The sequence below is a fragment of the Streptococcus iniae genome, assembly GCF_030732225.1.
GTDB classification, from domain to species: domain Bacteria; phylum Bacillota; class Bacilli; order Lactobacillales; family Streptococcaceae; genus Streptococcus; species Streptococcus iniae.
The window spans coordinates 594742-618260 of record NZ_CP132230.1; the positions used below are offsets into that span (position 1 = coordinate 594742).

24 protein-coding genes and 1 other annotated feature (1 of these 25 running past the window's edge) are annotated in these 23519 nt (G+C 37.0%); of the genes, 20 read left to right on the top strand and 4 right to left on the bottom strand.

Annotated elements, in window-relative coordinates:
* Positions 1-41: a binding site (T-box leader), on the top strand; it begins 169 nt to the left of the window's first position.
* Between the two features lie 56 nt (positions 42-97).
* The gene (ileS, locus tag Q9317_RS02985) at positions 98-2890 is read left to right on the top strand and encodes an isoleucine--tRNA ligase (RefSeq protein ID WP_003101049.1); all 2793 of its coding nucleotides are present in this window, start codon (positions 98-100) and stop codon (positions 2888-2890) included.
* 155 nt (positions 2891-3045) lie between these two features.
* Here ileS and Q9317_RS02990 read toward each other — a convergent pair whose 3' ends face one another.
* The 3 genes from Q9317_RS02990 to Q9317_RS03000 all read right to left on the bottom strand — a co-directional run bounded on the left by Q9317_RS02990 (position 3046) and on the right by Q9317_RS03000 (position 6233).
* Positions 3046-3348, bottom strand: coding sequence for a DUF1827 family protein (locus Q9317_RS02990; protein WP_003101050.1), 303 nt, complete (start codon positions 3346-3348; stop codon positions 3046-3048).
* A 56-nt stretch (positions 3349-3404) separates the two neighbouring features.
* Positions 3405-3851: an NUDIX hydrolase gene (locus tag Q9317_RS02995; RefSeq protein ID WP_003101052.1), complete on the bottom strand. Its 447-nt coding sequence runs from the start codon at positions 3849-3851 to the stop codon at positions 3405-3407.
* Positions 3852-3977: 126 nt separating this feature from the next.
* On the bottom strand, positions 3978-6233 hold the full coding sequence (locus Q9317_RS03000; protein WP_003101055.1) for an ATP-dependent Clp protease ATP-binding subunit: 2256 nt from the start codon (positions 6231-6233) through the stop codon (positions 3978-3980).
* A 257-nt stretch (positions 6234-6490) separates the two neighbouring features.
* Here Q9317_RS03000 and Q9317_RS03005 point away from each other — a divergent pair, with 257 nt between their 5' ends.
* From Q9317_RS03005 to Q9317_RS03085, 17 genes are all read left to right on the top strand, one after another.
* A complete protein-coding gene (locus tag Q9317_RS03005) occupies positions 6491-6721 on the top strand; it encodes a YkuJ family protein (protein ID WP_003101057.1) in 231 nt (76 codons plus the stop codon).
* A gap of 117 nt (positions 6722-6838) precedes the next feature.
* Positions 6839-7528 (top strand): amino acid ABC transporter permease, encoded by a 690-nt coding sequence (locus Q9317_RS03010; protein ID WP_003101059.1) that lies wholly within the window; start codon positions 6839-6841, stop codon positions 7526-7528.
* Positions 7525-8259, top strand: a complete 735-nt coding sequence (locus Q9317_RS03015; protein ID WP_003101061.1) for an amino acid ABC transporter ATP-binding protein — start codon at positions 7525-7527, stop codon at positions 8257-8259. The genes Q9317_RS03010 and Q9317_RS03015 overlap by 4 nt, the downstream gene beginning before the upstream one ends.
* 75 nt (positions 8260-8334) lie before the next feature.
* Positions 8335-9192: a bifunctional methylenetetrahydrofolate dehydrogenase/methenyltetrahydrofolate cyclohydrolase gene (locus tag Q9317_RS03020; RefSeq protein WP_003101063.1), complete on the top strand. Its 858-nt coding sequence runs from the start codon at positions 8335-8337 to the stop codon at positions 9190-9192.
* A 123-nt stretch (positions 9193-9315) separates the two neighbouring features.
* Positions 9316-10644 carry an exodeoxyribonuclease VII large subunit gene (xseA, locus tag Q9317_RS03025; RefSeq protein ID WP_003101065.1) on the top strand — a complete coding sequence of 443 codons (1329 nt, stop codon included), beginning with the start codon at positions 9316-9318 and terminating at the stop codon, positions 10642-10644.
* Positions 10634-10849: an exodeoxyribonuclease VII small subunit gene (locus Q9317_RS03030; RefSeq protein WP_003101067.1), complete on the top strand. Its 216-nt coding sequence runs from the start codon at positions 10634-10636 to the stop codon at positions 10847-10849. The genes xseA and Q9317_RS03030 overlap by 11 nt, the downstream gene beginning before the upstream one ends.
* Positions 10849-11721 carry a polyprenyl synthetase family protein gene (locus Q9317_RS03035; protein ID WP_003101069.1) on the top strand — a complete coding sequence of 291 codons (873 nt, stop codon included), beginning with the start codon at positions 10849-10851 and terminating at the stop codon, positions 11719-11721. Before Q9317_RS03030 ends, Q9317_RS03035 begins: the two co-directional genes overlap by 1 nt.
* On the top strand, positions 11714-12541 hold the full coding sequence (locus Q9317_RS03040; RefSeq protein ID WP_003101071.1) for a TlyA family RNA methyltransferase: 828 nt from the start codon (positions 11714-11716) through the stop codon (positions 12539-12541). The genes Q9317_RS03035 and Q9317_RS03040 overlap by 8 nt, the downstream gene beginning before the upstream one ends.
* Positions 12528-12995 (top strand): arginine repressor, encoded by a 468-nt coding sequence (locus Q9317_RS03045; protein ID WP_003101072.1) that lies wholly within the window; start codon positions 12528-12530, stop codon positions 12993-12995. The genes Q9317_RS03040 and Q9317_RS03045 overlap by 14 nt, the downstream gene beginning before the upstream one ends.
* Positions 12996-13016: 21 nt before the next feature.
* Complete coding sequence (gene recN / locus Q9317_RS03050; protein ID WP_003101073.1) at positions 13017-14675, top strand: DNA repair protein RecN; 1659 nt, start codon at positions 13017-13019, stop codon at positions 14673-14675.
* An 84-nt stretch (positions 14676-14759) separates the two neighbouring features.
* Positions 14760-15892, top strand: a protein-coding gene (locus Q9317_RS03055; RefSeq protein ID WP_370297331.1) for an IS3 family transposase whose coding sequence is annotated in 2 segments (ribosomal slippage) — positions 14760-15033 and positions 15033-15892 — 1134 coding nt in all. Because the reading frame shifts where the segments join, the coding sequence is not laid out codon by codon here.
* Between the two features lie 164 nt (positions 15893-16056).
* Positions 16057-16896, top strand: coding sequence for a DegV family protein (locus tag Q9317_RS03060; protein WP_017794833.1), 840 nt, complete (start codon positions 16057-16059; stop codon positions 16894-16896).
* Positions 16889-17728, top strand: a complete 840-nt coding sequence (locus Q9317_RS03065; RefSeq protein WP_003101082.1) for an SGNH/GDSL hydrolase family protein — start codon at positions 16889-16891, stop codon at positions 17726-17728. Before Q9317_RS03060 ends, Q9317_RS03065 begins: the two co-directional genes overlap by 8 nt.
* Positions 17706-18296, top strand: a complete 591-nt coding sequence (locus tag Q9317_RS03070) for a YpmS family protein (protein ID WP_003101084.1) — start codon at positions 17706-17708, stop codon at positions 18294-18296. Before Q9317_RS03065 ends, Q9317_RS03070 begins: the two co-directional genes overlap by 23 nt.
* A gap of 95 nt (positions 18297-18391) precedes the next feature.
* Positions 18392-18667 carry a non-specific DNA-binding protein Hbs gene (hbs, locus tag Q9317_RS03075; RefSeq protein ID WP_003101087.1) on the top strand — a complete coding sequence of 92 codons (276 nt, stop codon included), beginning with the start codon at positions 18392-18394 and terminating at the stop codon, positions 18665-18667.
* A gap of 186 nt (positions 18668-18853) precedes the next feature.
* Complete coding sequence (locus Q9317_RS03080; RefSeq protein WP_003101088.1) at positions 18854-20707, top strand: heavy metal translocating P-type ATPase; 1854 nt, start codon at positions 18854-18856, stop codon at positions 20705-20707.
* A 69-nt stretch (positions 20708-20776) separates the two neighbouring features.
* On the top strand, positions 20777-20977 hold the full coding sequence (locus Q9317_RS03085) for a hypothetical protein (protein ID WP_003101091.1): 201 nt from the start codon (positions 20777-20779) through the stop codon (positions 20975-20977).
* A gap of 12 nt (positions 20978-20989) precedes the next feature.
* Here the strand turns inward: Q9317_RS03085 and Q9317_RS03090 are convergent, their stop codons facing one another.
* Positions 20990-21925: a dihydroorotate oxidase gene (locus Q9317_RS03090; protein ID WP_016355865.1), complete on the bottom strand. Its 936-nt coding sequence runs from the start codon at positions 21923-21925 to the stop codon at positions 20990-20992.
* Positions 21926-22156: 231 nt separating this feature from the next.
* On the opposite strand from Q9317_RS03090, the gene Q9317_RS03095 reads away from it, so the two are divergent.
* Positions 22157-22852 carry a phosphoglycerate mutase gene (locus Q9317_RS03095; protein ID WP_003101094.1) on the top strand — a complete coding sequence of 232 codons (696 nt, stop codon included), beginning with the start codon at positions 22157-22159 and terminating at the stop codon, positions 22850-22852.
* Positions 22853-22947: 95 nt separating this feature from the next.
* The gene (locus Q9317_RS03100) at positions 22948-23460 is read left to right on the top strand and encodes a transcription repressor NadR (RefSeq protein ID WP_003101096.1); all 513 of its coding nucleotides are present in this window, start codon (positions 22948-22950) and stop codon (positions 23458-23460) included.
* The last annotated feature ends 59 nt before the right edge of the window (positions 23461-23519 follow it).

A 23519-nucleotide genomic window follows, 5' to 3' on the forward strand; every position in this document is an offset into this window, starting at 1 on the left:
TATTCTGAACTAAGGTGGTACCACGAGCTTTCGTCCTTTTTGCGGCGAGGCTCTTTTTGTTTACAGTTATTACAATACTGATAAGGAGCTTGAGATTATGAAATTAAAAGAAACATTAAACCTTGGGAAAACAGCCTTTCCAATGCGTGCAGGGTTACCAAGCAAAGAACCTGTTTGGCAAAAAGCTTGGCAAGAAGCTGCCATTTATCAAAAACGTCAAGAATTAAATGAAGGTAAACCAGCCTTCCATTTACATGATGGTCCTCCCTATGCCAATGGGAACATCCACGTTGGTCATGCTTTGAATAAAATTTCAAAAGACATTATTGTACGTTCAAAGTCAATGTCAGGTTATCAAGCACCCTTTGTACCGGGATGGGATACTCATGGCTTACCGATTGAACAAGTCTTAGCTAAAAAAGGCGTTAAGCGTAAAGAGTTGGATTTAGCTCAATACCTTGAAATGTGTCGTGATTATGCATTAAGTCAGGTTGATAAACAACGTGAAGATTTTAAACGTTTAGGAATTTCGGCAGATTGGGAAAATCCTTATGTGACTTTGAAACCAGAATATGAAGCCGATCAAATTCGTGTTTTTGGCGCTATGGCAGATAAAGGCTATATTTATCGTGGTGCTAAGCCAGTTTATTGGTCGTGGTCATCTGAGTCAGCCTTGGCAGAAGCGGAAATCGAATACCATGATATTGATTCAACATCGCTTTACTATGCAAATAAAGTAAAAGATGGTAAAGGACTCCTTGATACAGATACTTATATTGTTGTTTGGACCACAACACCATTTACAGTAACGGCATCCCGAGGTTTGACTGTTGGCCCTGATATGGACTATGTTGTGGTTAAACCAACTGGTCAAGACCGTAAATACCTTGTGGCTGAAGGACTATTGGATAGTCTTGCAGCTAAATTTAATTGGTCTGATTTTGAAGTTCTATCAAGTCATAAAGGGTCAGAATTAGAGTATATTGTGACAGAACACCCATGGGATACTGAAGTTGACGAATTGGTTATCTTAGGTGACCACGTAACCCTTGATTCAGGTACTGGTATTGTCCATACAGCTCCAGGTTTTGGTGAAGATGACTACAATGTTGGTATCAAATACAAACTTGAAGTAGCAGTAACTGTTGATGGTCGTGGAATGATGATGGAAAATGCTGGTCCAGACTTCCAGGGCCAATTCTATGATAAAGTTGTTCCAACTGTTATTGAAAAACTTGGTGAATTACTTCTTGCTAAAGAAGTCATTAATCACTCTTACCCATTTGACTGGAGAACGAAAAAACCAATCATCTGGAGAGCAGTTCCACAATGGTTTGCATCTGTTTCTGATTTCCGTCAAGAGATTCTAGCAGAAATCGAGAAAACAACCTTCCACCCAGCTTGGGGTAAAACACGTCTCTATAATATGATTCGTGACCGTGGAGATTGGGTTATTTCTCGCCAACGTGCTTGGGGGGTTCCGCTTCCGATTTTCTATGCTGAAGATGGCAGTCCAATCATGACAAAAGAAGTGACAGACCATGTAGCAAATCTTTTTGAAAAAGAAGGCTCAATCATCTGGTGGAAAAAAGAGGCTAAGGAACTTTTACCAGAAGGGTTCACACATCCAGGTTCTCCAAACGGAGAATTTACCAAAGAAACAGATATCATGGATGTATGGTTTGATTCGGGGTCGTCATGGAATGGTGTTATGAATGCTCGTCCAAATCTATCTTACCCTGCTGATTTATACCTTGAGGGATCAGATCAATACCGTGGTTGGTTTAATTCATCCTTGATTACATCTGTGGCCGTTAATGGGCATGCGCCTTATAAGTCAATTCTATCTCAAGGTTTTGTTTTGGATGGAAAAGGTGAGAAAATGTCTAAATCAAAAGGAAATATTATTTCACCTAATGATGTTGCCAAACAATATGGGGCTGAAATTTTACGCCTTTGGGTAACATCTGTTGATACAGACAATGATGTACGTGTGTCTATGGATATTTTAGGTCAAGTCTCAGAAACCTACCGTAAAATTAGAAATACCCTACGCTTCTTACTTGCAAATACAGCTGATTTCAATCCAAATACTGATACTGTTGCATTTGAAAACCTAGCCCCTGTTGATAAATACATGACAATCACATTTAATCAATTGGTAGATACCTTCCATAACTCTTATGAAACATATGATTTTATGGCAATTTATAAGGCAGTGGTTAACTTTGTAACTGTTGACTTGTCAGCCTTCTACCTTGATTTTGCTAAAGATGTTGTTTATATTGATGCAGCTAATAGCCTTAGCCGTCGTCGCATGCAAACCGTATTTTATGATATCTTAGTTAAAATCACAAAACTTTTGACGCCAATTCTGCCGCATACTGCAGAAGAAATTTGGACATATTTAGAATTTGAGGAAGAAGAATTTGTTCAATTGACGGAACTTCCGCAGGCAGAGTTCTTTACAGGTCAAGAAGAAATTATTGAAGCTTGGGATGCCTTTATGGGACTTCGTAATCAAGCTCAAAAAGCTTTGGAAGAAGCTCGTAATGAAAAAGTCATTGGTAAATCACTAGAAGCTCATTTAACAATCTATGCTGGTCAAGAAGTTAAGACACTTTTAGAAGCACTAGACAGTGATGTTGCCTTACTTCTTATTGTTTCTCAATTAACAATTGCTGACTTGTCTGAGGCGCCTTCTGATGCTGTGGCATTCGATGGTGTAGCCTTTAAAGTTGAACATGCTATTGGTGAAGTGTGTGAACGTTCTCGTCGTATTGATCCTACAACACGAATGCGTTCCTACAATGCTTTTGTCTGTGATGCCAGTGCAAAAATCATTGAAGAAAGTTTCCCAGAAGCAGTAGCTCAAGGCTTTGAATCCTAAAAAAGTTTGAGCTAAATGTCAAATACTAAATAAAAAAACAAACAAGACTGAAATTTTGAGTTACAGTCTTGTTTGTTTTTCTTTAACTAGAGCAAGTCGTGAAGCCAAATGATGACGCATTTCTAAAATTGCAATCTTTGTCTTTTAAGCCCTTGTTATTGTGTGATTTGAAATGAAATTTCAATAAGATTATCTGTATGAAGCGTCCTTGTTAACTCTGGATCAATATGTTGTGTATTGATTTTACGTTTGAGGAAAAATTCACGAATAACTTCTAATTCATCTTCTTTGATAGCACGGTATTTGTTAGTAATGAGAAGTTCATAGTGCTTAGGAGCTTTAGTAAACACAACATCTGTGTTGCCAGCGGAATAGACCTCAACAAGTTGAGCATCAGTATTTCGAAGTTGATTTTGGACAAGTTCGGGGTGACTGCTAGTCGTGTTAATTAATCGCATGATGGTTTCTCCTATGGGTATGATATGATGTAAAATGGTTTGTACAATTGGTATGATTAATGATGTCTATCCAGCCACTGCTCAATTCCCCATTTGTGGCTTCCGCGTTTTAGCTTATCAATAGCTTCTTCAACTGGGAACCAAGCGATGGTATTGAAATCTTCAAGTGGCTTGCCAAGAATGGTATAATCAGTCACTTCATAGAGATAGGCAGGATTGTAATAATGAGTGTCACGATGACGGGAATAAAAGTATTCATCAGCTTGACCATAATAATAACCAAGTTTAGCTGAGAAGCCTAATTCCTCAGCAAGTTCTCTTTCAAGAGCCATAATATGGTCCTCAGCAGCTTCGATTTCACCACCAGGTAAGAACCAAGAACCATTTGGTGCCTGCACTAAAACGATGTGACTATTTTCTTTATTTGGAATAACAGCATAGACGCCATAGCGTGTCTGATAGGCTTTGTCAGGGATTTTTTCACCGAAAATTGGAATTGTCATAGGTCTCTCCTTTTCTTTATTATACTAAATTTTCAACAATAAATCTTTGAATAATAATTAATTTGTTAAAAAGATTTCAAAGCAAAAAGAATGAATCCAAAGCTTCATTCTTTTTGCATTTGTGGCTTATTGTGGTGTTTCGTAACTTGTCACTTCATTCTTTTTATTTGATTTAATGACAATCTGACCATTACTTGTCATGATGGCGCGTAAATCTTTTTCGCTTGGATTTTCCAAGTAAAAATCAGTGATAGCATCTTCAATGTGTTCTTGTAGGGTACGACGCAATGGCCGAGCTCCCATTTTAGGATCATAGCCTAAATCAACTAATTTTTCTTTTACTTTTTGAGTCACCTCTAAATGAAGGCCGTTGTGTTCAAGTCTTTGATTAATATCATCTAACATCAAATCAACAATATGTAAGAGATTATCCTTGCTAAGTGCTTGGAATTCAATGATACCATCAAAACGGTTCATGAATTCAGGGCTAAAGAAGTTCCCGAGTTGACCTAAAACAGACTGTGAACGCCCCTCACGAGTAGCACCAAATCCAACAGAGGCTTCGACTTTACCAGTTCCTGCGTTTGATGTCATGATAATGATAGTGTCTTTGAAACTGACAGTGCGGCCTTGTCCATCTGTTAAACGTCCATCATCTAACACTTGAAGGAACATATGCATAACATCTGGATGTGCTTTTTCAACCTCATCTAAAAGGATAAGAGAGTATGGGTTACGACGAACTTTTTCTGTTAATTGACCTGCTTCATCATAACCAACATATCCTGGAGGAGCACCGACAAGTTTTGATACTGCGTGTTTTTCCATATATTCTGACATGTCAAATCGAATCATATTATCAGCAGAACCGAAAAGTTCAATAGCTAATTGTTTAGACAATTCTGTTTTCCCAACACCGGTAGGTCCAACAAAAAGGAAGGAGCCAATTGGTCGATTAGGGCTGCCTAGTCCCACTCTGTTGCGGCGAATAGCTTTAGCAATCTTTGTGACAGCCTCATCTTGACCAATAACATGTTTTTTCAAATCATCTGCCAAATGAACCAATTGAGATTGCTCTTTTTCTTTCAAATCGCCAACAGGAATATTGGTTTTTTGCTCAACAATTGCTTCAATGGTTTTCTCGGTAATAATAGGAATATCCTGATCATCCAATTTTTGCTTTTGCATTTCTTTATACTTGGTAATTTGATCGCGGAAGTATGCTGCGCGTTCATAATCCTCATTACGCGTTGCTTGAGTTTTTAGATTTTCAGCTTCAAGCAAGCGTTTATCAATTTCTTTAGGGTCAACAAAATTGAGTGTTAAGTTCATTTTAGATCCCGCCTCATCAAGAAGATCAATAGCCTTGTCAGGTAAGAAACGATCTTGGATGTAACGATTTGATAAATGAGCTGCGGCTTCAATAGCATCTTGGCTATACTTAACATGATGGTAGCTTTCATATTTTGCCTGAATCCCTTTTAAAATAATAAGGGTTTCTTCAACAGATGGTTCATCTACCTTAACAGGTTGCATTCGCCGCTCAAGAGCGGCATCTTTTTCAATGATACGGTATTCATTAAGGGTAGTAGCACCAACTAATTGCAACTCGCCACGAGCTAGAGCAGGTTTTAAAATATTACCGGCATCCATATTGCCATCGCCAGCGCTACCAGCACCAACAATTTCATGGATTTCATCAATAAATAAGATGACATCATTGCGTTGACGGATTTCATCCATCAGTTTTTGCATACGCTCTTCAAATTGACCACGAATGCCAGTTCCTTGAACAAGACTGACCACATCTAGGCGGATAACTTGTTTATGCTGGAGTTTGTGAGGGACTTCTCCATCAACAATCTTTTGTGCCAAGCCTTCGACAACTGCTGTTTTCCCAACGCCAGGTTCACCAATCAAAACGGGATTATTTTTCGTTCTACGGTTTAAAATTTCGATAACACGCACGATTTCCTCATCACGTCCGATAACCGGGTCAATATCACCATTTTTAGCCATATCTGTAATATTGATACCAAACTCTTCAAGAAGTCCTTGAGGAGCAGGAGCGCTTGTTGTTTGCTGATGGCCTTGTTGTTGCCCGTCGTTTCTAATAGGGGGCTGTTGGTTGTTGCCTTGCGGAGTGTTTGGCAATTGACCAAAGGGTTTAAAATGATTTAAATCACCAAAAAAATCATCAAAGAAAGGACTGATAGAAGAATCTTGTCTTTTAGAATGAAGACCTCCCAAAATTGGATTGTTAGCATCTGTTTTCATAATTTGATAGCAATTTTGACATAAATCGACTTGTTTTTGCTTACCATTTAAGCTTGTATACAAGTGAATGGAAGCTTCGTTTAAGTTACAGTTTTGACAAAGCATATGATTACCTCCAAAGCTTTTTGTGACAGTTATGCCTTTAGTCAATAAAGGTCAAACTTTATACTCATATTATAGCACCCTAAAATGGGAAATCAAGTAAAAAGTTTATTTTTTAGCACTCTTTTAATCAGAGTGCTAATCGCTTGTTTTAAAGTGAAAATCTCACGTAAAATAATCAGAAAAAACTTTCTTTTTGTGTTTGTTTAGACATTTTTATGTTAAAATAATAAAGACAATAAAGGAATAGGAGAATCGAAATGGAATCACATTTGGTGAGAATTATTAACCGCCTTGAATTGATGATTACTGATGGTGGTAATTTAAAAAGAAATTTTGAACGTGATGGTGTCGTCGTCGCTGAAGTGGCATTTTCTAATGACCCAGAAAGCGGACCAGTTTTCACATTGAGAGATGTTGAAGCACGTGAATCATATTCTTTTGATAGCATTGATTTAATTGCAATGGAAATCTACGATTTACTATATTAATCATGTGGAATAAGGGAGCTTACTTTGTAAGTTCCCTTATTTATTTTAAACTTGTATTTTTATTCATTTGATGTTATAATTATTTTTATTCTTAAATTGATACTAATAGGAGTTTATATGAATTTTTCTTTTTTGCCCCAATACTGGGCTTATTTTAATTATGGGGTTATCGTAACCATCCTTATTTCAGCTAGCGTCGTCTTTTTTGGAACAATTATTGGTGTCATGATTACTTTTGCCAATCGCAGTTCTTTTAAGCCCTTAAGTTGGTTGGCTAGCTTATACGTTTGGATTTTCCGTGGAACTCCTATGGTTGTTCAAATTATGATAGCCTTTGCTTGGATGCATTTTAACAACTTACCAACAATTGGTTTTGGTGTTCTTGATCTTGATTTTTCAAGACTATTGCCTGGTATTATTATTATTTCTTTAAATAGCGGAGCTTATATTTCAGAAATCGTCAGAGCAGGTATTGAAGCTGTTCCTAAAGGCCAGTTAGAAGCAGCTTATTCACTTGGTATTCGTCCTAAAAATGCAATGAGATTTGTCATTTTACCGCAAGCATTTAAAAATATATTACCTGCTTTAGGCAATGAATTTATTACCATTATTAAAGATAGTGCCTTACTTCAAACTATCGGGGTTATGGAATTGTGGAATGGGGCTCAAACAGTCGTGTCTTCAACTTATCTGCCAATTACACCTTTACTGTTTGCTGCTTTTTACTACTTAATGGTGACAACAATTTTATCACAACTCTTGAAAATGCTTGAGTCAAAAATGGGACAAGGAGTAAATGGATTATGAGTGAAACAATTATAGCAATTAATGATTTGCATAAATATTTTGGTAAAAATGAAGTCTTAAAAGGCATTAATCTTGATATTCAACAAGGTGAAGTCGTTGTTATTATCGGACCATCAGGTTCTGGAAAGTCAACACTTTTGAGAAGTATGAATTTGTTAGAAGTTCCTACTAAAGGTCAGGTCACTTTTGAAGGTGTTGATATCACTGATAAGAAAAATGATGTCTTCAAGATGCGTGAAAAAATGGGCATGGTTTTTCAGCAGTTTAACTTATTTCCAAATATGACTGTTTTAGAAAACATTACCCTATCTCCGATTCAAACCAAAGGCAAATCAAAAGCTGATGCTGAAAAGAAAGCCTTTGAACTACTTGAAAAAGTGGGACTTTCAGAAAAAGCTCATGCCTATCCCGTTAGTTTATCAGGTGGACAACAACAAAGGATTGCTATTGCTCGAGGTTTGGCTATGGATCCAGATGTCTTATTGTTTGATGAGCCAACATCAGCTCTAGACCCTGAAATGGTTGGTGAAGTACTTGCTGTTATGCAAGATTTAGCAAAATCGGGAATGACAATGGTGATTGTAACACATGAAATGGGATTTGCAAAGGAAGTCGCAGACCGGGTCATCTTTATGGATGGTGGTGTAATTGTTGAAGAAGGCACACCAAGCCAAGTCTTTGACAATACTCGTGAAGAAAGAACACAAGATTTCTTAAGTAAGGTTCTTTAAAAGAAATTGGAAAAGGAAGAGGCAAATGCTTCTTCTTTTTGATATAATAGAAAAAATAAATGAAAGGATAGTCAAATGGCGACAATAATTGATGGAAAAGCCTTAGCGCAAAAAATGCAAGCGAGCCTTGCAGAAAAAGTCACAGACATGAAAAAAGAGTACGGCATTGTCCCAGGTTTAGTGGTTATTTTAGTTGGAGATAATACAGCAAGCCAAGTCTATGTGAGAAATAAGGAAAAATCTGCATTGGCTGCAGGATTTAAAAGTGAGACCATTAGACTTTCAGAATCAACGAGTCAAGAGGAATTAATTGCAATCATTAGACAGTACAATCTTGATGAAACCATACATGGTATTTTGGTGCAGTTACCGCTACCACAGCATATTAACGATAAAAAAATTATTTTGGAAATTGACCCTAAAAAAGATGTTGATGGCTTTCATCCAATGAATACTGGGCATCTTTGGTCAGGCCGTTCTCAAATGGTTCCGTGTACACCAGCAGGTATTATGGAAATGTTTAGAGAATACAGCATAGATTTAGAAGGTAAAGATGCTGTTATTATTGGTCGTTCTAATATTGTTGGAAAACCAATGGCTCAATTACTTTTGGATAAAAATGCAACAGTCACTCTAGCTCATTCACGTACGCGTCATTTGGAGAAAATTGCAAGACGGGCAGATATCTTAATTGTTGCAATTGGTCAAGGTCATTTTGTCACTAAAGAATTTGTCAAAGACGGTGCAGTGGTTATTGACGTTGGGATGAATCGTGATGACAATGGTAAGTTAATTGGTGATGTTGCTTTTGATGAAGTTGAACCCTTAGCAAGCTATATTACACCTGTTCCAGGTGGTGTTGGACCTATGACCATAACCATGCTATTAGAGCAAACCTATCAATCAGCACTCCGTAGTATCATTACAGACTAAAACATTGTTAAAGAGAAGCATAGGGCTTCTTTTTTCATTCTTTCAACACCCAAATTATAGCGAAAAATGGTATAATTGCATTAGTATTCACTCGATATGAGAAGAAGTTAGAAAGGTTAGACCATGCCAGACTATCTAAGTGTCACACATTTAACCAAATATTTGAAAATGAAGTTTGACCGTGACCCTTACTTGGAAAGGGTTTACCTGACGGGTCAAGTCTCCAACTTTCGTAAACGTCCCAGTCATCAATATTTTTCACTTAAGGATGAAGGTGCAGTTATTCAAGCGACCATGTGGGCAGGTGCCTACAAAAAATTAGGCTTTGACCTTGAAGAAGGCATGAAAGTAAATGTTATTGGAAGGATTCAAATCTATGAACCTTCTGGGTCATACTCTATTATTATTGAAAAGGCAGAGCCAGATGGCGTAGGTGCTTTGGCCTTACAATTTGAACAATTAAAAAATAAATTGGCGGCTCAAGGTTATTTTGAAGACAAACACAAGCAAAGTCTTCCCCAGTTTGTGACCAAAATTGGGGTTTTGACAAGTCCAAGTGGAGCTGTTATCAGAGATATTATCACAACTGTATCCAGACGTTTTCCTGGTGTTGAAATCTTGCTTTTTCCTACTAAGGTACAAGGAGAAGGTTCGGCGCAAGAAGTGGTTGCAAACATTAAAAAAGCAAATCAAAGAGATGATCTAGATCTGTTAATTGTTGGTCGAGGAGGAGGTTCTATTGAAGACCTTTGGGCTTTTAATGAGGAAGAGGTCGTTAGAGCTATCTTTGAATCGCACCTTCCCATCATTTCCAGTGTCGGCCATGAAACAGACGTCACCTTGGCAGATTTTGTAGCTGATCGCAGAGCGGCAACACCGACAGCAGCAGCAGAGTTAGCAACGCCAGTAACTAAAGCTGATATCATCTCTTGGCTTGCAGAACGACAAAATAGAGTCTATCAGGCACAATTAAGACTCATAAAACAAAAGCAAGAACAGGTTCTTAAACTGTCACAATCAGTGATTTTTAGGCAACCAGAACGTCTTTATGATGCTTATTTGCAGAAACTTGATCGCTTGCAATTAGCGTTAGGCAATGCCTTTAAAGAGCAGTTGAGACAGTCAAAAGAAGACGAGTTGCTTCTTAAGCATCGGTTACGCTCCATTGATTTAATTGGAAAAGTGACCACTTATCAAGAAAATCTTAAACATCTGACTTATCAACTAGAAGCTCATACCAAACATAAATATGAGAAACAATTTGCTCGTTTTGAAAAAGCTCAAGATGCTTTATTATCTTTAGATACGACACGGATTATTGCCAGGGGATATGCCTTGGTAAAAAAAGAAAATCAAGTCCAGGAATCTGTGAAAACACTAAAAAAAGGAGATCAACTTAGCATTGAAATGCGAGATGGTCAGATAGAAGTAGAGGTTAAGCATGTCAACTAAAAAAACATTTGAAGAAAATTTACAAGAATTAGAAGCTATCGTTACACAATTGGAAAATGGTGATGTTCCTTTAGAAGAGGCCATTAGCCAATTTCAAGAAGGAATGCTCTTGTCTAAAAACCTTCAAAAGACCTTACAGGAAGCTGAAAAAACTATGGTTAAGGTCATGCAGGCGGACGGAACAGAAGTGGAAATTGATGCCTAATGGATAAGTTACAAGGAATTGATGATGCTATTCGTCGTTACTATGATACAGCGCCTTTTGTTGTATCAGAAAGCCTAATTGAAGCTATTCTTTATTCTGTTGATGCTGGGGGTAAACGTATTCGACCTCTACTGTTACTAGAATTACTAGAAGGATTTGGCGTGACGCTAACAGATGCTCATTATGATGTGGCAGCTGCTTTAGAAATGATTCACACTGGTAGTCTTATTCATGATGATCTTCCAGCTATGGATAATGATGACTACCGTAGGGGACGTTTAACCAGTCATAAACAATATGATGAAGCGACAGCTATTTTAGCAGGTGATAGTCTTTTTTTAGACCCCTTTGGCTTATTAGCTAAAGCTCAATTACCTGCTCATATTTTGATTAGGCTAGTAAAAGAACTATCAGCTGCATCAGGGACCTTTGGTATGGTCGGTGGGCAAATGCTGGATATGCAAGCTGAAGGTCAAAAATTAGATGTTATAGAATTATCAATTATTCATGCTAATAAAACAGGACAGTTACTAGCTTTTCCATTTATGGCAGCAGGCTTAATTACAGAACAAGAAGAAAAAATCACGCAAAGACTTCATCAAGCAGGTCTACTGATTGGTCACGCCTTTCAAGTTAGAGATGATATTTTAGACCTTACTGCTAGCTTTGATCAACTTGGTAAAACACCTCAAAAAGATCTCCAAGCACAGAAATCAACCTACCCAAGTTTACTGGGCTTAGAGCAATCTTACTTTGTTTTAAATGATTCCTTGGATCAGGCTCAAAGGATTTTTGCTGATTTGCATCAACGAGTTGGTTTTGATGCAACTACCATACATGACATGATAGAAAGGTTGCGACTAAATGCCTAAAGAAAGAGTAGATGTCCTAGCCTATAAGCAAGGGTTATTTGATACTAGAGAACAAGCTAAAAGAGGTGTTATGGCTGGTCTTGTCGTCTCATTACTCAATGGGGAGCGGTATGATAAACCAGGAGAAAAAATTGATGAAGCAACTGAACTTAAACTAAAAGGTGAAAAACTGAAATATGTTAGCCGTGGTGGTCTTAAACTTGAAAAAGCTTTAGAGGTTTTTGGTATTTCTGTTAGTGATATGACAACTATTGATATTGGTGCCTCAACAGGTGGCTTCACAGATGTCATGTTGCAAGCAGGTGCAAGGTTGGTTTATGCTGTTGATGTGGGAACCAATCAATTGGTTTGGAAGTTGCGTCAAGACCAACGGGTGCGTAGTATGGAACAATATAATTTTCGCTATGCACAATTAGCAGATTTTATGGAAGGTCAACCTTCCTTTGCAAGTATTGATGTTTCTTTTATTTCCTTGAATTTAATTTTACCAGCATTGCAAGAAATTCTTGCTGATAAAGGACAAGTGGTTGCCTTAGTTAAGCCACAGTTTGAAGCAGGCAGAGAGCAAATTGGAAAAAATGGAATTGTTAAAGACGCTAAGATTCATGAATTTGTTTTAAAAAATGTCATGCATTTTGCTCAAAATAACGGATTTACAGTTAAAGGCTTAGATTTTTCACCAATTCAAGGTGGCCATGGTAATATTGAATTTTTAGCCCACTTAGAAAAAACATCACATCCTCAATCACTGGATTTACAAGTTGTTGAGGAAATCGTTGAAAAAGCACATAAGGAATTTAATCGACATGAAGAAGAATGAACGTTTAGATTTGATTAAAAAAATGGTTTTATCCCATGATATTGAAACACAGCATGAATTGCTAGCATTATTAAAAAATCATGGTTTAGAGTTAACGCAAGCTACCATTTCTCGAGATATGAATGAAATTGGTATTGTTAAGATTCCGTCTGGATCAGGTCCCTATATTTATGGCTTATCTCAGGATAGTGGTAAAAAAATTTCTCAACGCCCTGTCTCTATTCGCAGTACAATTTTACAAGTATCAGAGGAGCATGAGAGTCTTAAGTACCATCTTTACCTTAAGGTAACCCCTGGAAATGCAATGCTTATTAAGCGTTACTTGTTTACAGACTTTGCAGATAGACTCTTTAGTGTTATTGCTGATGATGACAGTATTCAAATTATTAGTAAAACACCTGAAGATACAACATATATTCGTCAACAAGTTCAAAAATGGATGAAGGATAAATAATCTCAAGAGAGGATTGAATGCATGCTACTTGAAATTTCCATAAAAAATTTCGCAATTATTGAAGAAATTTCCTTGCAATTTGATAATGGAATGACAGTACTTACTGGTGAAACAGGAGCTGGTAAATCTATTATCATTGATGCTATGAATATGATGCTTGGGGCGCGTGCAAGTACAGAAGTGATTAGACATGGGGCTCAAAAGGCTGAAATTGAAGGTTTCTTTTCATTAGGGGAAAATCAAGCACTCCAAGAAGTTTTACAGGAAAATGGATTGGAACTTTCTGATGATTTGGTTATCCGAAGAGAAATTTTTGCTAATGGGCGAAGTGTCAGTCGCATTAATGGTCAAATGGTCAATTTGGCAACACTTAAACAAGTCGGTCAGTTTTTAGTGGATATTCACGGACAGCATGACCAAGAAGACCTAATGAAGGCTAGTCACCATCAGGCAATCTTAGATGCTTTTGGTGATAGTCATTTTAAAGCTGTTAAGTTGACCTACCAAGAGCTTTTTGATCAGTATAAGAGCTTACGCAAAAAAGTCATTGATAAACAAAAAAATGAGCGTGACCATAAAGAAAGAATTGACATGCTTTCTTTCCAAATGGCAGAAATTGAAGCTGCAGATTTAAAACGTGGTGAAGACCAAGCCCTAATCAAAGAGCGTGATCGATTACTTAACCATAAAAATATCGCTGATACGTTGACAAATGCTTATGTCATGTTGGATAATGAGGAATTCTCAAGTTTATCAAATATGAGATCAGCCATGAATGACTTGATGTCAATTGAAGATTATGATCCTGACTATAAGACCATGTCATCAAGTGTTTCAGAAGCCTATTACATTTTAGAAGAAGTAACAAAGCAGCTAGCTGATACAATTGACAACCTTGATTTTGATGGGGCAAGATTGCAAGAGATTGAAGCTCGTCTAGATATCATTAATAGCCTTAGCCGTAAATATGGGGGGCAGGTTGATGATATTTTGGATTATTACAATAATAGCCTTAAGGAATACCAACTCCTATCAGGTGGAGATGTGTCAACAGGTGATATTGAAAAAGCACTCAAACAGTTAGAAAAAGACCTTTTACAAGCGGCTAGTGATCTAAGTAAACATCGTCATCAATTGGCCTTGCAACTTGAGACTGACATTAAAAATGAACTTAAAGAGCTTTATATGGAAAAAGCTGATTTTAAAGTGAATTTTCAAGCTTCGAAATTTAACCGTCAGGGGAATGAGAGCATTGAATTTTACATCATGACAAACCCTGGTGAAGGCTTTAAACCACTTGTGAAAGTGGCTTCTGGTGGGGAATTATCTCGTCTCATGTTAGCTATTAAATCAGCCGTTTCACAAAAAGAGGACAAGACGAGTATTGTTTTTGATGAGGTTGATACTGGTGTGTCCGGTCGTGTGGCGCAAGCTATTGCCCAAAAAATCTATAAAATTGGTCAGCATGGTCAAGTCTTAGCTATCTCACATTTGCCTCAGGTTATTGCAATTGCTGATTACCAATTCTTTATTTCTAAAGAAAGTAAGGAAGATAGCACAGTTTCAAGAGTGTCTCTTTTGACTTTTGAAGAGCGTGTTGAGGAGATTGCTAAAATGATTGCAGGGCATGATATTACAGAAACAGCAAGACAACAAGCGAAAGACTTATTACAAAAATAGAGAGAATCGGCACTGCCCCCATCAAATGAGACAGAAGAAAAACACTCCTGAAGAAATCTAGTAAACTAGAAACAGGAGTGTTTTATTATGGTCAAAAAAGCTTATTCATTAGAAACGAAGTTATCTTGCATCGAGATGAAGAATGTAGGCAAGTCAAACAAGGTCATTATGGAGACCTTAGGTATCAAAAATGATAGTCAAATCTATACTTGGATGAAATGGTATGAAAAGGATGAATTGCACCGTTTCCACCAACCTGTAGGTAAACAATATACTTACGGACAAGGTATGGAACAACTCTCTGAAATAGAACAGTTACGACTTCAGGTGGATCTCTTAAAAAAGTATCGAAGCTTGATAAGAAAATCGACAAAGTGACCCTTATCAAGCTTGTGGAAGACTATAAGAATATTTACCCCGTTTCCGTTATTCTAAATTGTTTTGGTGTCAGACGGTCTACCTTTTACCGTTGGAAAAAGAAAAGGGAGACGCCACAGAAAAGAGATGTCATAGTTGAAACCATTGAGCTACTCTGCATGGAGAATCACTTTATTTATGGTTATCGTACCATTACACGATTGCTCAAGAAGACCTATGGATTGACTATTAATGCTAAGAAGGTCTATCGTATCATGAAAACTAATGGCTGGCTTTGTCGTACACGTCCAAAGAAATCTCCCAATCTGGGCAAACCCTATTATGTGACGGGAAATAAATTAAATCGGAATTTCCAAGCCGATAAGCCATTGGAAAAGCTTGTAACGGATATTACCTACCTATATTTCGGAAACTGTAAATTGTATCTCTCTTCAATTATGGACCTCTATAACCGAGAGATTATAGCTTATACTATCTCAGATTGTCAGGACACAGATTTTGTACTAGACACCCTTAATCAACTGAAATTACCCAATGGAGCACTCTTACACAGCGATCAGGGCTCAGTCTACACTTCTAAGGCTTACTATCAGGCTTGCACGGAAAAAGGCATCACCCGCTCTATGTCCCGTAAGGGAACACCAGCAGATAATGCCTGTATTGAATGGTTTCACTCCGTCCTAAAGACTGAAACCTTTTATCTCCATGATAGGAGAAAATACAACAAGGATAGTATAACAAATATTGTTAAAAATTACATTATATTTTATAATGAAACTAGAATTCAACAGAGATTAAACGACCAGCCTCCTGTACAGTACAGGAAACTGATCGCGTGAAAGTGTTTTTCTTCTGTCCCACTATTGGGGTGCAGCGCCATCACCTCTCTTTTTTGTTTTTAGGGGGATCAATTCGTCTGCTAAAGAAGGTGAGTTTTTGATTTATTGGCTAATCAGTGCTAAAATAAAGTGACATGAATCTCATGATAGAATGGAAGGAAAAAATGGGAAAAATTAAAATTGTGACCGATTCATCCCTAACAATTGAACCGGAATTAATTGAAAAATATGACATTACAGTTGTTCCCCTATCAGTAATGGTGGATGGTAAACTGTATTCTGATAATGACTTAAAAGCAGAAGGCCAATTTCTAAAATTAATGCAAAATAGCAAAGAGCTTCCTAAAACTAGCCAGCCCCCAGTAGGGTTATTTGCACAGTACTATGAACAATTACAGGCTGATGGGGCGAAAGAGATTATTGCCATCCACCTTACGCCAGCTTTGTCGGGGACTATTGAAGCATCGCGCCAAGGCGCAACAATTGCTGGCGCTAATGTTCATGTGCTGGATTCAGGATTTACTGACCAGGCCATGAAATACCAAGTGATTGAAGCTGCAAAAATGGCACAAGAAGGAGCAGAACTGTCTGACATCCTGACAAAAATTGAAGACATCAAAAAAAATACCAAACTGTTTATTGGTGTTTCTACCCTAGAAAATCTTGTTAAAGGTGGAAGAATTGGTCGAGTAACAGGAGCAATTACAAGTTTGCTTAACATTCGACTGTTAATGGAGTTGAAGGATTCTGAATTAAAACCGATTGCTAAAGGACGAGGAAATAAAACATTTTTGAAATGGTTAGATAATTATATGACAGATACCCTTGATAAAACGATTAAAGAATTAAGCATTTCCTACGCAGGAGACCGCACTTTGGCGCAACAATTGCAAGAAAAATTGGCGAGCGTTTACAGTGGTCCAATTGCAGTATTAGAAACGGGATCTATTATTCAAACCCACACTGGTGAAGGGGCATTCGCCATTATGATAAGATATGATTAAAACACTTCTTAAAACTAGTCTGGGCTTTTTGCTCATGCTTGCCATGTCTTTTTTCGTTTTAAATCTGTTGATACCAGAATCGAAATCACAAGTTAAAAAAGGTGATTTATTACAGCACGAAAATCGGACCTTCAACTATATTGCAATTGGTGATTCCTTAACTGAAGGAGTTGGTGATTCAACAAATCAAGGTGGTTTTGTGCCAATACTTGCTAAAAATTTAGAAAGCCAGTATAACCTCAAAGTTACCTACCGTAATTATGGCATATCAGGCAATACCAGTAATCAGATTTTAGCAAGAATGCTTTCTGAGGATGTCATTCAAGAACAAGTGAAACAATCTGATTTAATGACCCTAACAGTTGGTGGCAATGATGTCATGGCTGTTATTCGGAAAAATTTGACTAATTTAAAACGTTCTAGTTTTGAAAAAGCTTCGCTTGCCTATCAAGATCGTTTACGTCAGATTATTGACTTAAGCAAAAAGGAAAATAAGCACCTTAGTATTTATATTCTAGGAATCTATAACCCTTTTTACCTTAATTTTCCAGAGATGACAGAGATGCAAGATGTTATCGATAATTGGAATCAAAAGACTAAAGAAGTTACCCAAGAATATGACAAGGTCTATTTTGTTCCAATTAATGATCAGCTTTATAAAGGTGCTAATGGTGAAGAGGCTATTATTGAGCAAGATGGCAGTCAAAAAACAGTAATCAATGATGTTTTGTTTACAGGAGATCATTTCCATCCCAACACTATTGGTTATCACATTATGTCAGACAATGTTATGGAGGCAATTAAGAAACATGAAAAAAAACTTAACAATTAATTGGTGGAAGTGGGCCTGTTTATTACTACTTGCCTTCAATTTAGCCTTTGTAGCTGTGCTTGCCAGTCGTTTGATACAAGTTAGAGAAACAGAGAGTCAGCAATTGGTTCAATCTAAAGCGAAAAAAGTTAAAGTTGGAACGATTATCAGCAATCGTCAGCAAATCAATGACACGGTGGCTAGTTTTTTGCAAGCCTACCAAACAAAAGAGCTCAACTACAAACTTTATACGACGAGTTCATCCATTGTATTTGAAGGAAAATACAAGTTACTTGGCTATGAAGTGCCCTTATATATCTATTTCCAACCAAGTCATTTAGAAAATGGGGCTATTCAATTAGAAGTCACCTCGTTTTCGGCAGGGACTCTCCCTTTACCAGAAAGAGAAGTCCTGCAATATCTAAAGTCAACTTATAAACTGCCACACTTTGTGACAGTCAATCCTCAGAAGTCACTTCTAGTTGTTAATTTACAATCGATTGAAAACCAACAAGGACTTTATCTGGAATCTAAGAAAATTGACTTAGTTAATAATGACATTAGCTTTGATATCTTTAAGAAATCGTAGAAATAACGTTAAATACTTGACCTATAAGCTTTTTTTAGATATGATTATAACTGTTAAAGCAATAATGCTTATAAATTAATTGGAGGATTTGTTAAATGGCTAACAAACAAGATTTAATCGCAAAAGTTGCAGAAGCAACTGAACTTACTAAAAAAGATTCAGCAGCAGCAGTTGACGCTGTATTCTCTGCAATTGAAGGCTTCCTTGCAGAAGGTGAAAAAGTTCAATTAATCGGTTTTGGTAACTTTGAAGTTCGCGAACGCGCAGCTCGTAAAGGTCGTAACCCACAAACTGGTGCAGAAATCGAAATCGCAGCATCAAAAGTTCCAGCATTCAAAGCTGGTAAAGCTCTTAAAGACGCTGTTAAATAATAATTATAAAAAAACCTTATCATTTCAACTGAAGTTGACCTTGATAAGGTCTTTTTTTTATTTTCATTGAAATTTTCTGAAAGGTATTATTTAGAATCGTTCCAAATTACTTGACTTTTTTATTTAGAATAATTATAATTAAGATAGATTAAAGAGTTTGATAACTTTCAAGTTGGAGGGATTAAAATGACTTGGATTAAAGAACATAAACGTATTTTAGCAACGGTATCTTGTTTGATTTTGATTTTAATTGGTTTGGCATTATATGCTTCTCAAGCAACTCTTGCATCCTATTTTTTTATAACAGCCTTTGTAGTTGGTGGTTATGAATCGGCAAAAACAGGTTTAGAAGAGTTGGCCATCCATAAACATCTCTCGGTAGATGTTTTAATGGTTTTAGCAGCAGTTGGTGCTGGTTTTATTGGTTATTGGTTAGAAGGCTCTCTTTTGATTTTTATTTTCTCATTGTCAAGCACCTTGGAAGAATTGGCTATGGAAAAAAGTAAAGATGCAATAGCAGCCTTAATGAACCTGACACCAGACACTGCACGTAAATTTAATGCTAATGGAAATCTCGAAGAAGTTGAGACAAAAAATCTATTGATAGGGGACAAACTTCAAGTCCGAAAAGGTGAGGCTGTACCTATTGATGGCAAGTTGTTGAGTGACTTTGGACAATTTGATGAGTCAATGGTTACAGGTGAGCCTATTACAGTGGATAAAGCAAAAGGTGATGACTTAATTGGGGGTACTATTAACAAGGCACAGACAGTTGAAATGCTTGTAACGGTTGAAAACGAAGACACTTTGTTTGCCAAAATTGTTAATTTAGTAGAATCAGCTCAAACCCAAAAAAGTAAAACAGCAACCTTTATTGAAAATCTTGAAGACACTTATGTAAAAATCGTTTTGCTAATGGTTCCAATTTTTATTTTCTTTACCCACTTCATTTTGGGCTGGGAGTGGCTTTCAGCCTTTTATAGAGGAATGATTCTCTTAACCGTTGCATCTCCTTGCGCATTGGTTGCTGCTTCAACTCCTGCCAGTCTATCTGCTATTAGCCGTGCGGCTCGTAAAGGATTAGTCATAAAAGGGGGAGATATCATCGATAATATGGGAGATATCAAAGCAGTTGTCATGGATAAAACGGGTACTCTAACACAAGGAAAACCATCTGTAGTTGATGCCAAGTATATAGGTGAAAAAGGACTGGTTGATGCCCTTGTAAAAACAGTAGAAGAAACATCGTCACATCCAATTTCAAAAGCACTTTTAGAATTTACTTCAGAAACAGATCGCTTGCTACTTGATTCAATTGATGACATCTCTGGAAAAGGTTTCTTGTTGCAATATAAAGGCCAAGAATGGCGTATAGGTAAGAAATCATTTGTTTTAGAAGTGGTTGATTCTATTGATAAGGTTGAAGAAGCTATTGAACAATTAGAAAATCAAGGTAAAACACTGGTTTATGTTTCCTGTGACAATAAATTAATGGCTTACTTTGCTTTGCTAGATGATATTAAGGCAGAATCTCTAGATGCTATTAATATGTTACATGATCTCGGCATTAAAACAGTTATGCTAACTGGAGACCAAGAAAAAACAGCAACCTATGTTGCTGAAAAGCTGGGAATTGATCAGGTGGTAGCAAATTGCATGCCACAAGATAAGCTAGCACGTATCCTAGAGCTCAAAAAACAATACGGTTGTGTGGCCATGGTTGGTGATGGCATTAATGATGCACCAGCCTTAGCACAGGCCGATGTATCCTATGCAATTGGTACAGGAACAGATATTGCTATGGAAAGTGCAGACAGCGTCATTATGGATGACTTGACTAGAATTCCCTATTCTATTAGACTATCCCAAAAAATGAAAGGGATTGTCAAACAAAATATTATCTTTGCTTTGTCTGTCATTTCCTTGTTGATTCTTGCCAATGTCATGCAAGTGGTTAATTTACCACTAGGGGTAGTTGGGCATGAAGGCTCTACAATTCTTGTTATCCTAAATGGTCTACGCCTACTGTCCTTTAAATAGTGTAAAGGCTTGCAATGTCTCAGAAAAGCCGATATACTAGAATTAATAATTCTAGAGGAGAGGGCTATTATGATACATCATGTCGTTTTGGGCCTTGTTATTTTCACAGCAGTCAAAATTGCTTTGATTATGATAATGTCCAATATCTTTTTACCTAAAAATGGTAAACAAAAAGCAGCAATTGAAGGTAAAGAATCTGAGCTAAAACCCTCAAAAATTGGCCATTTAAAAGCAGCAGAGAAGTTTAAAAGAGATTACTTTTTAAAGTAGTCTCTTTTAAATTTAAGTAAGGTACTTGAGTTTTCCTCGGAAATCAGCCAAGCTGTCATACCCTTTTGCAAGCATAATGTTTTGTAATTCTTTGGTGACCCGATCAAAGATAATGGGACCTTCTTCGTGTAAGGCTGTTCCAATTTGAACCATACTAGCCCCACATAGAATATGTTCAAAGGCATCTCGCCCATTTTTGACACCTCCCGTTCCAATAATGTGAATAGAAGGATTGAGTCTTTGATAAAAAGCGTGAACATTAGCAAGAGCTGTTGGTTTAAGGTATTCCCCTCCAATACCACCAAAACCATTTTTGGGTTTGATGGTAACTGTTTCATCATCAATTAGCAATCCATTACCTATCGAATTCACACAGTTAACAAAGGTTAGCGGGAAGTGATTAAAAATAGCAGCAGCTTGGTCAAAATGAACAATATCAAAGTAGGGTGGTAATTTTAGTCCTAGAGGTTTTTTGAAATAAGTGAAAATCTCTGATAATACTTTTTTTGTGGTATCAAAATCATAAGCCATTTGGGGCTTGCCAGGAAGGTTTGGACAAGACAGATTGAGTTCGACTAGACCACGATAATTAGAATCTTGAACTTTTTTTAAGATATGATGAGTATCGTCAAGACTTAGACCAATCACTGACAAGAAGTGATTGGTACTGGTGGTGTTTTTATCTAATTCAAGTAAAAAGTCAAGGTAGTATTCATAACCAAAGTTTGGAAGTCCCATTGCATTAATAGAGCCCAATGGACTTTTTAGATACCTTGGTTCCGGATTACCTTTTCTAGGCGTTAGCGTTCCAGTTTTAGTCACAAAACAAGCAGCCTTAGATGCTTGAATGGCAAGTAATTCCTCTTTTGTCATGCAATAGATACCAGCAGCGTTCATTAGACAATTATCAAAGTGAAATGAACCAATTGTTGTAGCAGTTGAGACCATAAAACCTCCTAAAGTTGGCAAATTTTTTCTATTCTATCATTTGGCTTTTACAAAGGCAAGTGAATTCCTAAGAAAATAAAAAATGTATGTTAATGATAACTTTTCAAACTTTTCATGAGAATGACTAAGGTCTTTCAAAATATACAGGAATATACTAGCTTTTTTAGTCTATTTTTTGTAAAATAGAGAGGAAAAAGGTTTAAAACCTTTAATAAAAGGAGATATTAACTAATGGTAAAATTGGTTTTCGCTCGCCACGGTGAGTCAGAATGGAACAAAGCTAATCTTTTTACTGGTTGGGCAGACGTTGACCTTTCAGAAAAAGGAACTCAACAAGCTATTGATGCTGGTAAATTAATTAAAGAAGCTGGTATTGAATTTGATTTAGCCTTCACTTCAGTTCTTAAACGTGCAATTAAAACAACAAATCTTGCACTTGAATACTCAGATCAACTTTGGGTACCAACTGAAAAATCATGGCGTTTAAACGAACGTCATTATGGTGGTTTAACAGGTAAAAACAAAGCAGAAGCTGCAGCAGAATTTGGTGATGATCAAGTTCACATCTGGCGTCGTTCATACGATGTATTGCCTCCAAATATGGCTAAAGATGATGAGCATTCAGCACATACTGACCGTCGTTACGCTCACCTTGATAACTCAGTTATTCCTGATGCAGAAAACTTAAAAGTTACTTTAGAGCGTGCCTTACCTTTTTGGGAAGATAAAATTGCACCAGCTTTAGTTGATGGTAAAAATGTTTTTGTTGGCGCACATGGAAACTCAATTCGTGCCCTTGTTAAGCACATCAAACAATTATCAGATGACGAAATCATGGACGTTGAAATTCCAAATTTCCCACCATTAGTTTTCGAATTTGATGAAAAATTGAATCTTACTGCTGAATATTACCTAGGTGGTGAATAATACGATAATCAGGCTACGGCCTGATTTTTTCTTCTTTTTCTTACCTGGTTTTTTATGATATGATAGTGGTAAGAAAATGCTAGGAAAGGATATTAATGAAAGCTAAGGACCGTAGAAAAGAAATTTTAGAGAAGCTAACGGTTAGTCAAGAGACCTTATCGGCCTCACAATTGGCTAAAGTGTTTGATGTCAGTAGACAAGTCATTGTAGGAGACATTGCTTTATTGCGGGCGCAGGGAGCAGATATTCTATCTACGCCAAAAGGGTATATGATAAGAGAAATTGTTGCCAGCCACTACTATTCGGGTAGAATAGTTTGTAAGCACTCTCCGGAAGAGACTTACCAGGAGCTCTCAATTATTCTTGAGCAAGGCGGACAAATTCTTACTGTTGAAATTGACCATCCTGTCTATGGCATGTTAACAGCGCCATTGAATATCAAAAATGAAGATGACATTGCTCTTTTTTTAGAGGCTATAAAGGACTCTAAAGGCCATTTTCTATCATCTTTGACAGAAGGACTTCATAGTCATTTGATTGCTTGTCCAAGTCTTGCTGATTTTGAACGGATAAAAGAAGCACTAAGCAAGGCCCATATTTTATACTAGATTTAAAAAAAAATACTTACAGGTGTCTTGACACTTGTAAGTATTTTTTTTATGATTAA

What these genes read in the sequence shown, in the direction of transcription:
- Q9317_RS03030 (WP_003101067.1), top strand. Translation starts at nt 10,634, where the DNA reads ATGTCAACTAAAAAAACATTTGAAGAAAATTTACAAGAATTAGAAGCT.
- Q9317_RS03085 (WP_003101091.1), top strand. Translation starts at nt 20,777, where the DNA reads ATGATACATCATGTCGTTTTGGGCCTTGTTATTTTCACAGCAGTCAAA.
- Q9317_RS02995 (WP_003101052.1), bottom strand. Translation starts at nt 3,851, where the DNA reads ATGACAATTCCAATTTTCGGTGAAAAAATCCCTGACAAAGCCTATCAG.
- Q9317_RS03005 (WP_003101057.1), top strand. Translation starts at nt 6,491, where the DNA reads ATGGAATCACATTTGGTGAGAATTATTAACCGCCTTGAATTGATGATT.
- Q9317_RS03045 (WP_003101072.1), top strand. Translation starts at nt 12,528, where the DNA reads ATGAAGAAGAATGAACGTTTAGATTTGATTAAAAAAATGGTTTTATCC.
- Q9317_RS03095 (WP_003101094.1), top strand. Translation starts at nt 22,157, where the DNA reads ATGGTAAAATTGGTTTTCGCTCGCCACGGTGAGTCAGAATGGAACAAA.
- Q9317_RS03000 (WP_003101055.1), bottom strand. Translation starts at nt 6,233, where the DNA reads ATGCTTTGTCAAAACTGTAACTTAAACGAAGCTTCCATTCACTTGTAT.
- Q9317_RS03100 (WP_003101096.1), top strand. Translation starts at nt 22,948, where the DNA reads ATGAAAGCTAAGGACCGTAGAAAAGAAATTTTAGAGAAGCTAACGGTT.
- hbs (WP_003101087.1), top strand. Translation starts at nt 18,392, where the DNA reads ATGGCTAACAAACAAGATTTAATCGCAAAAGTTGCAGAAGCAACTGAA.
- Q9317_RS03040 (WP_003101071.1), top strand. Translation starts at nt 11,714, where the DNA reads ATGCCTAAAGAAAGAGTAGATGTCCTAGCCTATAAGCAAGGGTTATTT.
- Q9317_RS02990 (WP_003101050.1), bottom strand. Translation starts at nt 3,348, where the DNA reads ATGCGATTAATTAACACGACTAGCAGTCACCCCGAACTTGTCCAAAAT.
- Q9317_RS03010 (WP_003101059.1), top strand. Translation starts at nt 6,839, where the DNA reads ATGAATTTTTCTTTTTTGCCCCAATACTGGGCTTATTTTAATTATGGG.
- Q9317_RS03080 (WP_003101088.1), top strand. Translation starts at nt 18,854, where the DNA reads ATGACTTGGATTAAAGAACATAAACGTATTTTAGCAACGGTATCTTGT.
- Q9317_RS03065 (WP_003101082.1), top strand. Translation starts at nt 16,889, where the DNA reads ATGATTAAAACACTTCTTAAAACTAGTCTGGGCTTTTTGCTCATGCTT.
- Q9317_RS03035 (WP_003101069.1), top strand. Translation starts at nt 10,849, where the DNA reads ATGGATAAGTTACAAGGAATTGATGATGCTATTCGTCGTTACTATGAT.
- Q9317_RS03015 (WP_003101061.1), top strand. Translation starts at nt 7,525, where the DNA reads ATGAGTGAAACAATTATAGCAATTAATGATTTGCATAAATATTTTGGT.
- xseA (WP_003101065.1), top strand. Translation starts at nt 9,316, where the DNA reads ATGCCAGACTATCTAAGTGTCACACATTTAACCAAATATTTGAAAATG.
- ileS (WP_003101049.1), top strand. Translation starts at nt 98, where the DNA reads ATGAAATTAAAAGAAACATTAAACCTTGGGAAAACAGCCTTTCCAATG.
- recN (WP_003101073.1), top strand. Translation starts at nt 13,017, where the DNA reads ATGCTACTTGAAATTTCCATAAAAAATTTCGCAATTATTGAAGAAATT.
- Q9317_RS03020 (WP_003101063.1), top strand. Translation starts at nt 8,335, where the DNA reads ATGGCGACAATAATTGATGGAAAAGCCTTAGCGCAAAAAATGCAAGCG.
- Q9317_RS03070 (WP_003101084.1), top strand. Translation starts at nt 17,706, where the DNA reads ATGAAAAAAAACTTAACAATTAATTGGTGGAAGTGGGCCTGTTTATTA.
- Q9317_RS03060 (WP_017794833.1), top strand. Translation starts at nt 16,057, where the DNA reads ATGGGAAAAATTAAAATTGTGACCGATTCATCCCTAACAATTGAACCG.
- Q9317_RS03090 (WP_016355865.1), bottom strand. Translation starts at nt 21,925, where the DNA reads ATGGTCTCAACTGCTACAACAATTGGTTCATTTCACTTTGATAATTGT.